Source organism: Chitinivorax tropicus (genome assembly GCF_014202905.1).
Lineage (GTDB): Bacteria > Pseudomonadota > Gammaproteobacteria > Burkholderiales > SCOH01 > Chitinivorax > Chitinivorax tropicus.
The window spans coordinates 121,843-130,805 of the sequence record NZ_JACHHY010000008.1; the positions used below are offsets into that span (position 1 = coordinate 121,843).

Consider the following 8,963-nt stretch of genomic DNA (forward strand, 5'->3'; position numbering starts at 1 on the left):
GTGATTGAACCCCACCAACTACAGTAGGGAAACCACACCACGCCAGCCTCGGGCTGGCGCGGTATCGCGAACCGTTGCGATTACATCGGTGAAGCAGCCATCATCATGCGCGGGCTTTGTTGTGGCATGATGGAATGGCTGGTGCCCATGCCTGAGGTATCTGCACCAAAGCTGGCCATACTTTGAATCAACATATCAGCAGACTGGCTAGCTGTGGTGGAACTGCTGGCTTCGCTATCGAGCTTCGGCTCCGTCCACTCGTTTAGTGCTCCGACGGTCAATAGATCGAGATCGCGTACCACCCCATCTTTCGATGTGATCAGTCTGATTTCAGCGGGAAGAATGGTCAAGGTGTGGACGTTGACTTCTGTTTTGCCGACTTTTACCTCAATGGTCCAGCCATAGACATCAGTCTCTTTTGATGCAGACGGGGGACGCGCACTATCCCGGTAGGCTTTGTAGGTGATCTGCACATCTTTTTGCTCCGCCCCATCCACAACCAAAATCATTTCCTTGGTTCGCCGAGTATCATCATAGATGATGTCAGTGCCATCTTGCGTGCCAAAGCGGATTTTTGTTGCTATATCCTTGCGGATAGAGATTTTGTCGTTGCCGCCGCCTCCGACGATTTCAGCGATATTATTACCTGCTGAGCCATACAAAGAGATGTTGTCATTGTCCTCTCCACCATCGACCAGGATGTCGCTGTTGTTCATGATTATGTTCAAACTATCTCGTCCGTGACCTCCAAAAAATGAGCCATTACTCCAACTGGCTTGATAGGCCTCACCATTGCTGGTGAGCGTGTCATCACCCTTTCCAAGGAATACCGACAAATCGCTGGCCGCACCAAAGTCAAAGAAATCGTTACCCTCATCCAAGCCAAATGTTCGTAAGCTATCTTGCTGTGATATGGAGATTACGTCATTGAATAAGGTTCCGGTCAGCGCTTCATAGTGTTTAAGCAGTCCTGTTGGGCCACGTTGGCCAGACTTTATCTGTCCTTCACCAATATCTGTCGTTGAATAGATCAGGCCAGACCTCAGCCCCTGGAATTGGGCGATATCATTACCATTGCCACCATTGGCTGACTCTGAAATGTCATTGAAGAAGGTTCTGTCGTCACCATTGCCCATGTTCAACTTGTCACCGATACTGACTTGAGCTGTGTCGTCACCATCCAATAGATCAATAGTGTCACCGCCGCCATTGGAGGAATAGATGTCGCTGCCTGCCGTACCACGGACTTTGTCGGCAAATGTAGAGCCTTTCCAGGTATGGATATTGGTTCCGCGAGCAATGTCGATGGAGACACCTTTCGTGGCCATATGGAAGCTGACGGTATTTGTTCCCATGCCCCCATCCAGCTCAGACAGCATTTCACTTAATATGAACATGTCATCGCCAGAGCCTGCCTTGATGGTGACATTGGGACTGTTGGTGTTGATGTAGGCTGAATCGAGAGAGGAGCGTCGATTGTCCAACACCAGATTGGGCAGGCTTTCCCCGTCACCGTAGTCAATCTGATAAATGGAATCCAAACCTTTTCCACTGTGTTGCTCATTCAATACCCCGTCCAGTTGAAGGACACCATTCGACGCTTGTTGGTCATTTATTTTTTTACTGGTATTGACTGTGTATTTCCCATTTACATTGGTACCAATGTCTACCCAATCCGATACATTTTTGTCCTGGCCCAGGTATTTGAATTCCTGTTTTATCGATGTGATTAAATGGAAGTTTTGGACATTGGCGTCACGGGCGTACTTGGAGAATTTATCTGTGCTATTTTGGGCGAGATAATGCAGCCTTTCCAAAAATGCCTCCTGATACCACTGGGCGTCCATCTGTTTCAGCATTTTTCCTTTGAGGTCAGCTGTATAAATGCCGGAGAACCAGTTGACAATAGGTGTGGCATCAAGCGCCGCAATCTGGTGAAGCGTTTGAACCACACTTGCTTCATGGAGCAGCCCCTTGCCCATAAAGTCACTATGAGTTTTGTCCAGCTGGATGGCTTGGCCAATGGAAGAGAAATTAGGAACCAGCATGAACAATAGTGCCGCAGGGGGGCAGGCGATTGCGGTTGCAATGCCGGCAATTCCGACTGCGACGCCAACCACAGCGTTTCCGAGATCCCATTTTGCTTGCTCGCTGCTGAAGTCACCTTTGTAGGTTTCAGAAAGCACCGCGATGTTAACGAATGAGTTGACAGCCCCAATCACGGCCCCAGCAACTGCAAGACCTTGTGCTGCTCTGAGTGCCTTGACACCAGTGGCAACAGCGGCAAACAAGTCTGAGGCGAAGAATGCCGTGTCCTGAAGCAGTGACAGACCGACTTGAACCTTGCCAGCCACTGCACCGGCGGGGGTGTTGAGGGCGGCATAGATATCGGATGCGACTGCAACCAAGTCAGCGGCAAAAAAAATGGTCGATTTCCCCATCTGTTTACCAAGTGCTTTACCTCTGAGGAAATTGAATTTAGCTTCCTCTCCAACTGATTTGATGATTCTGATTTTGCTTTCATCAATGGTATCAACGGTTTCTAGGTTGATCGACGCGGACTGCTTAAACAGTCGTTCGATTTTCTCTGGTAACTTGATCGTGATCTTTTCGGCATTCTTGTTGAAGGAGACATACAGATCGTTGAGGACACTGGCGGCGCTTTGTTTTTGGGCACGCGCTTCGATCATGGACAAGGCAAGTGCGAATGGAACTTGCAGCGCAGAGGTAGCGAACAGCGCAGCATTGATGGCGTGTTTGGTCTTTTCGTCTGAGTTGGCGGCGGCTACGGCTTCGCCAGGTACTGCAAACAGCAGAGCACCGCCAGAGCCCAACAGCCTCCCGAATTGTTGTGTCTTGGTGCGCTCGGTGTAACGTGTTGCCAATAGCTGATACTGGGAGTTGTTGAGCAATGAGCCTTTCAGCTTGGGGATTTCTTCCGCTTCGACTCTATATGAGGCTAGGGCAATGGCCGTTTTATTGGCATCCTCAAGCGTGGCATTGGGGTTGGCTTTTAAATTTCCCTCATGGATGCTTTGTGCCGTTTTTGAGATTATTTCTGGCGAAATTAACTTGAGTGTATTTTCTTTCCACTCTTTCCAGTTTTTGCTGAAAGTGCTGGCGTCAGGATCATTGAGATTAATGCCGCCTAGTATTTGTGATACTTTGGTCTGAAGAAAATCGATCCGCTTTAAAGGATCGATACTGAGGCCCTTGGCCTTCCATTCATTCGAAATCAAGGTGTCCAGGCCAGACGTCAGCTTTTCATACGAACGCTCGTATTGAATCTTGGACACTTGTGTATAGGTACGGGCGGCTGAGGTTATGAGCTGGTAGCTACGTGCCCTGCCAGAGCTGGGATTTAGGTCGGAGAGCATGCTGCTTAACGTTTGGATCTCCTTGTTGAGTTTTACCTCGTCTTCGGGTGTTACTTTGCTGAGCATCGTGGCCAGCAGTATCAACGAGTTTTTACTGTATTCCAACTTCGTAATCCAGTTCCCGAGTGTTTCCCTCGATAGGATGGGCTTGCCCATCTGTTCCGAGTTTTGGATATCTCCTTCAGTTTGTGTCAGCCCGACTGCCTTTATGGCTGATAGGAAAAGGCGATCGTCATTGCCCAGATAATCCGAAATGGCTAAGGATTTGCCTGAGTTGACTTTTGATTTGTTGTCGATGGTTTTGCACTGTTGGAGCAGGAAATCGAACGAATCAGCGATATACCGCAACTTTTGTTGCAGATCTTCTAAAGCCATGATGCTTCCTTCTTATTGAGTGAATGGGTGAGACTCACAAAAGCGGCTTGGTCATATGCCGCACATCCGCCACCCAGGCCATGTCAAGTTACACAACGCCAGGGCAGCAGGCTGCCTGCAGGTCATGTGACCCGCATGCAGCACTAATCGAGGAATGGATTGGAGAGGGCGGCGTTAACGCTCGCGGAAACCTTCGTTGACGGATTCGGTCAATGGGCTCAGGAAATAGTCGATCACACGTCGCCGCCCTGTCTTGACTTCGGCACTGATGGCCATGCCGGGACTGAGGCGAATCCACTTGGAATCAACCCATAGCTGGTCACGTTCAAGTTTGAGTCGTGCGAGGTAGACCAAGCCACGTTTCTCGTCGTTGATGGCGTCGCTAGAAACGCTGGTTACGCGCCCTTGCAGATAGCCATAACGGGTGTAGGGAAAGGTTTCAACCTTGACAGTGGCCATCTGGCCAGGGTTGACGAAGCCGATATCACGATTCTCGACCATGGCCTCGATTTCTAGGGTGTCGTCCGGCACAATCACCAGCAGCGGCTGCGCAGCGGTGACCACTCCTCCCACTGTATGAATAGCTAGTTGCTGTACCGTGCCGCCGACCGGGGCTGTTAGTCTGGTCAATTGCTGGCGTTGCCAAGCCTTGGTGTGGTCTTCATCATATTGTGCAAGTTGTTGCTGGGCCTGCTGGCGGGTATCCAGAAGCTGTCGTTGAAATTCAGCCTTGAAGCTTTGCAGCTGGGTTTCCTGCGCACGGATGCTGGCGGTAAGCTCCATGACCCGGCTGCGTTGGGCTGAGAGATCTTTTTCCAGCCCGATGCGCTCTTTTTCCTGGTCCAGATAACCGTGCCGAGAGACAAAGTTTTGCTCCAGCAGGCGTTTGTAATCTTCTGCCCGCTCCTTGCTGATAGGGAGGGTCTGCTCCAGTTTCACCACCAGTTCTTGAGTGGTGAGCAGCTCTGCGCGCCGCTTCTGTAGCTCGGCCTGCAGTGTGGCGTCCTTACTGCGGAACTCCGCAAGTTGGGCTCGGGCCAGTTGTTGTTCGGCTTGTAGACGAGCGGTGGGGATGTTGACCGGTGCAGGCCAAACGAGGTCGCCTCCTTTCGCCAACGCTTGCATGAGTGCATCGACACGGGCGGTAGTCAGGCTGGCTGTCAGACGTGCCTCATCCGCTTTGGTCAGATCCGCCCCGGTTGCGGTGGCATCCAGTTCGATCAGGATTTGACCGGCTTTGACGGTTTGCCCATCCCGAACATGGATGGCTTTGATGACGCCAGTGTCCAGTGGTTGAACCACTTTCACCCGGTCATTGGGCACGACCTTGCCTGGCGCTACGGCCACGATGTCGAGCTTGCCCAGAGTGGCCCAGGCCAATACGATCACCAGCAGCAGAATGATCAGACGCATGGCCAAGCGAGGTGCTGGGTGGACTGGTGTTTCCTGTAGTTCCAGGTGGGCTGGCAGAAATGCCAATTCGTGCGTCGTGCGGGCAGGAGGGGCCATGTGATGACGGTTTTGCCAGGCTGCTTGCCAGACCTGTGCATAGCGGCGAGCCAAGTCTTGAATGGCGGTCAGTACGGATGACATGTCGGCTTCCTCAACCTTGTTGCAATGCCAGTAAGTGGGCGTAATAGCCCTGCGGACGCTGGGCCAGATCAGCATGTGAGCCGGTTTCAACGATCTGTCCACGATCCATCGCGATGATGCGATCTGCAATCCGCACTGCAGATAACCGGTGGGCAATGATCAGGACGGTGCGGCCTTGGCAGATGGCCTGCATATTGTCCTGAATGACCCGTTCAGATTCATAATCCAGTGCGGAGGTGGCTTCATCAAAGATAAGAACACGAGGATTCATCACCAACGCCCTGGCAATTGCGATGCGCTGTCGCTGGCCACCCGACAAACCTGTGCCATGCTCGCCGACGACAGTGTCATACCCCTCGGGCAGCGCGCAGATGAAATCATGTGCGCCTGCCAGCTTGGCCGCTTCAATCACGGTATCTAGTGGTAGCCCCGGATTGGTGAGTGCGATGTTGTCGCGGATCGAGCGATTGAACAGTAGGTTTTCCTGCAGTACCACACCCACTTGGCGCCTTAACCAGGCTGGGTCTGCCAATGCCAGATCGATCCCATCGATGCGGACATGGCCGCGCTCTGGTACGTACAGTCGTTGCAACAATTTTGTCAACGTTGATTTGCCTGAACCCGACCTGCCGACGATGCCAATGATTTCGCCAGGGTGTATGGATAGGTTTAGGTCCCGGATGACTTCCGGGGCGTCGGCTTTATAACGGAAGCTGACCCCTTCAAATTGGATCTGGCCGTGGATCGACGCCAAAGCCTGACGGCTTTGTGGAATCTCGGTACGTGTGTTGAGAATGTCACCCAGCCGTTGCATTGAAATGCCGACCTGCTGGAACTCCTGCCAGAGCTGTGCCAGCCTGATGATCGGGGCTGCAACATGGCCGGCAAGCATATTGAACGCAACCAGCTGACCAACAGTCAGGCTGCCTTCGATGACCATGTTGGCGCCAAACCACATGATGGCGACGGTCACCAGTTTGTTTATCAATTGCACACTCTGCTGACCCAGTGTTCCCAGCACCACTACCCGGAAGCTGGCTGCAACATAAGCCGCCAATTGTTTATCCCAACGCTGGGTGAACTGTGGCTCGACAGCCAGTGCCTTGACCGTTTCAATACCAGATACAGATTCGACCAGAAATGCCTGGCTGTCAGCCCCACGTGCGAATTTTTCATCCAGACGGGCGCGCAGGCTGGGAGTGATGGCCATCGAGATCAGTAGATAGCATGGGAGTGATGCCACCACCACCAATGTCAGCCAGCCGCTGTAGACAGTCATGACTGCGAGGAACACAACAATGAAGGCCAGATCGAGAATCGAAGTCATGGCCTGGCCAGTCAGGAAATTGCGAATGTTTTCCAGCTCTCGCACGCGGGCCACCGAATCACCCACCCGGCGATGGGTGAAGTAACTGAGTGGCAGCGCCAGTAGATGCCGGAACAGCCGTGCTCCCAGTTCGACATCGATCCGGTTGGTGGTATGGGCAAAGACATAATTGCGTAGCCCTCCTAGTAGCACATCAAACACCGCAACCACCACCAAGCCAACGCTGATCACCGCCAGGGTGGAATACCCCTGGTGAACCAACACCTTATCCATGACAACCTGGAAAAACATAGGTGTAACCAACGCAAACAATTGCAGTGCCAAGGATACGCCCAAGATTTCAAGCAGCAATTTTCGATATTTGACAACAGCAGGAATGAACCAGGTGAAGTCAAATCGTGCCATGTCGCCGGCCAGTGACGCACGAGAGGTAATCAGCATCAACTTGCCAGACCAGCGTGCTGTCAGCTCCTGCTTTGACCAGATCTCCGGGCGCCCGACAGTGGGGTCTTGCACCAGTACCTGATCCCCATCCAATTTTGCAATGATGAAATGCCTTCCATCCTCTGCCAGCGCCAGCGCTGGGAGTGGCGTGGTGACTAGGCGCTGTGGGCTGGTATGAATCACACGAGCTTTAAGCCCCAATGATTTGGTGGCCAGCAGTAATTGTGTTTCATTGAAAGCTTCGCCATTTTGTGAAAATTGATGCTGTAATTGTGCGGCATCAACTGGTGTGGAGTGAAATTGGGCCAGTAATACTAGACAAGTCAGGCCGCAATCTAATTCCTTTGCTGTTGCTAAATCTCCTAACTGCATCCTCTTTACTTTCTATGTGACGTTTCTTTTAAACTAATATTAAGTATGTTATCTGAATATTAGGGAAATCGGAAATGCTTAATTTGTGCAATTGCAAAATATGAATTGGCATAATTAATGTGTGACTCAGAAGTGTAGCCATTCTGGATATGTATAGGTCTTGTGTTGATTGAGTTTTTTATTATTAAAGAAGGCGTTTGGGCACAGTGATCAACGATAATTGATGTGGGCGTGCACGAATTCTCATATGCGATATTGTTTAATAAATCATTTAAACTGATTCTTAGTTCAATAAATCTGATTGATAAATTTTAACTATTGAGTTAATAGGTTTTTATTAAAACTCCATGGTTATTGCTGGGAGGTGTGTTGGAGGTCTTGTTGCATAATTATATTGATTGGTTGTTTGATATGGATTGAATGGGTATGGCTGGCGTTAAATGAGAGCACATGTACTAGTCAAATATGCAATGGGGTTGCTCATCCAATTGCTTGTTCGAATTTCCAGTGACCAGCCTTATGTAACCTGTGGGGTATGCCTTGTTTGACAGGTGCTACATTGATTGTGGCAAGCACTGAAGGCTTAAGATGAAAAAAAGGGCATGTCCTGTGCCCTTTCTTGAGATGGATTGATGGTCTGTATTACAGATCGCGTTTATCGAGTTCTTGGCGAACGATGTCGCGAATGTCGTTTTGCAGGCCATGGCGCAAGGTGTCCAGGGCTGTTTGAAGTGCATCCTCCAAGCTGTCTCGGTAGAGGCTGGCCAGCTTCAGTGCAAATTGCTGGCGTACCAATGCCTCGATACGTGGTTCCAGCTGGAGGGTGACAGAGTCTACCAATTGTTGGACCAGCTCCGCAGAGTCCCGGCCAGCCGGGTTGGCCGTGGCTGGGATGATCGCTGCTGAAAGTGACTCATCTGTGAGGGAGGGGGTGTAAGACGCTGGTTGCGGAGAGGCATCTGAGATACTGGCCTCGACAGTCGGCATCGGAGAGGGTTGCAATTCGGGTTCTGCTGCAGCGGCCTCTATTGCCATTGGTGTGGCGATGACGGGCAGCTCAGGCTGTGGTTCTTCAAAGTCGCCCAATGGGGGGGCAATGAGCTCCATTGGTTCAGGTATGTCTTCCGGAGCTGCGGGGGCGATCTCTACTTTGGCTGTTGGGAGGAGGGGGGCTTCGGTAGATTGAGTCGTTTCCTCCACCGTGGCATCGAATTCCAAAGGAGGGACGGTTTCATCGAAAGCCAATGGGGTAGCAGGGATGTCCACTGCCTCCCATTCAGTGCTTCTGAAAACTACCTTGGGCTGCACACTCGGTACGTTTTCAGTGGCTAAGCTGCTTGTTGCGACAGCCATCGGTGCGGGGATAATGTCAGGTGCAGGTGCAGGTGCAGGTGCAGGTGCAGGTGCAGGTGCAGGTGCAGGTGCAGGTGCAGGTGCAGGTGCAGGTGCAGGTGCAGGTGCAGGTGCAGGTGGCA

Annotated in this window: 4 protein-coding genes; all 4 read right to left on the bottom strand. The window is 51.5% G+C overall.

The features are described from left to right. Positions 1-80: 80 nt before the first annotated feature. The 4 genes from HNQ59_RS08080 to HNQ59_RS08095 all read right to left on the bottom strand — a co-directional run bounded on the left by HNQ59_RS08080 (position 81) and on the right by HNQ59_RS08095 (position 8,754). A complete protein-coding gene (locus tag HNQ59_RS08080) occupies positions 81-3,752 on the bottom strand; it encodes a calcium-binding protein (protein ID WP_184037551.1) in 3,672 nt (1,223 codons plus the stop codon). 174 nt (positions 3,753-3,926) lie between these two features. Continuing rightward, positions 3,927-5,345, bottom strand: a complete 1,419-nt coding sequence (locus HNQ59_RS08085; protein WP_184037554.1) for an HlyD family type I secretion periplasmic adaptor subunit — start codon at positions 5,343-5,345, stop codon at positions 3,927-3,929. Positions 5,346-5,355: 10 nt separating this feature from the next. Then, positions 5,356-7,488 (bottom strand): type I secretion system permease/ATPase, encoded by a 2,133-nt coding sequence (locus HNQ59_RS08090; protein WP_184037557.1) that lies wholly within the window; start codon positions 7,486-7,488, stop codon positions 5,356-5,358. A 642-nt stretch (positions 7,489-8,130) separates the two neighbouring features. Next, entirely contained in the window at positions 8,131-8,754 is a 624-nt protein-coding gene (locus HNQ59_RS08095; protein WP_221320203.1) for a hypothetical protein, read from the bottom strand. Between the last annotated feature and the right edge of the window lie 209 nt (positions 8,755-8,963).

Excerpts from the sequence above, each read along its gene's own strand:
- HNQ59_RS08090 (WP_184037557.1), bottom strand. The coding sequence starts at position 7,488 with ATGCAGTTAGGAGATTTAGCAACAGCAAAGGAATTAGATTGCGGCCTG.
- HNQ59_RS08085 (WP_184037554.1), bottom strand. The coding sequence starts at position 5,345 with ATGTCATCCGTACTGACCGCCATTCAAGACTTGGCTCGCCGCTATGCA.
- HNQ59_RS08080 (WP_184037551.1), bottom strand. The coding sequence starts at position 3,752 with ATGGCTTTAGAAGATCTGCAACAAAAGTTGCGGTATATCGCTGATTCG.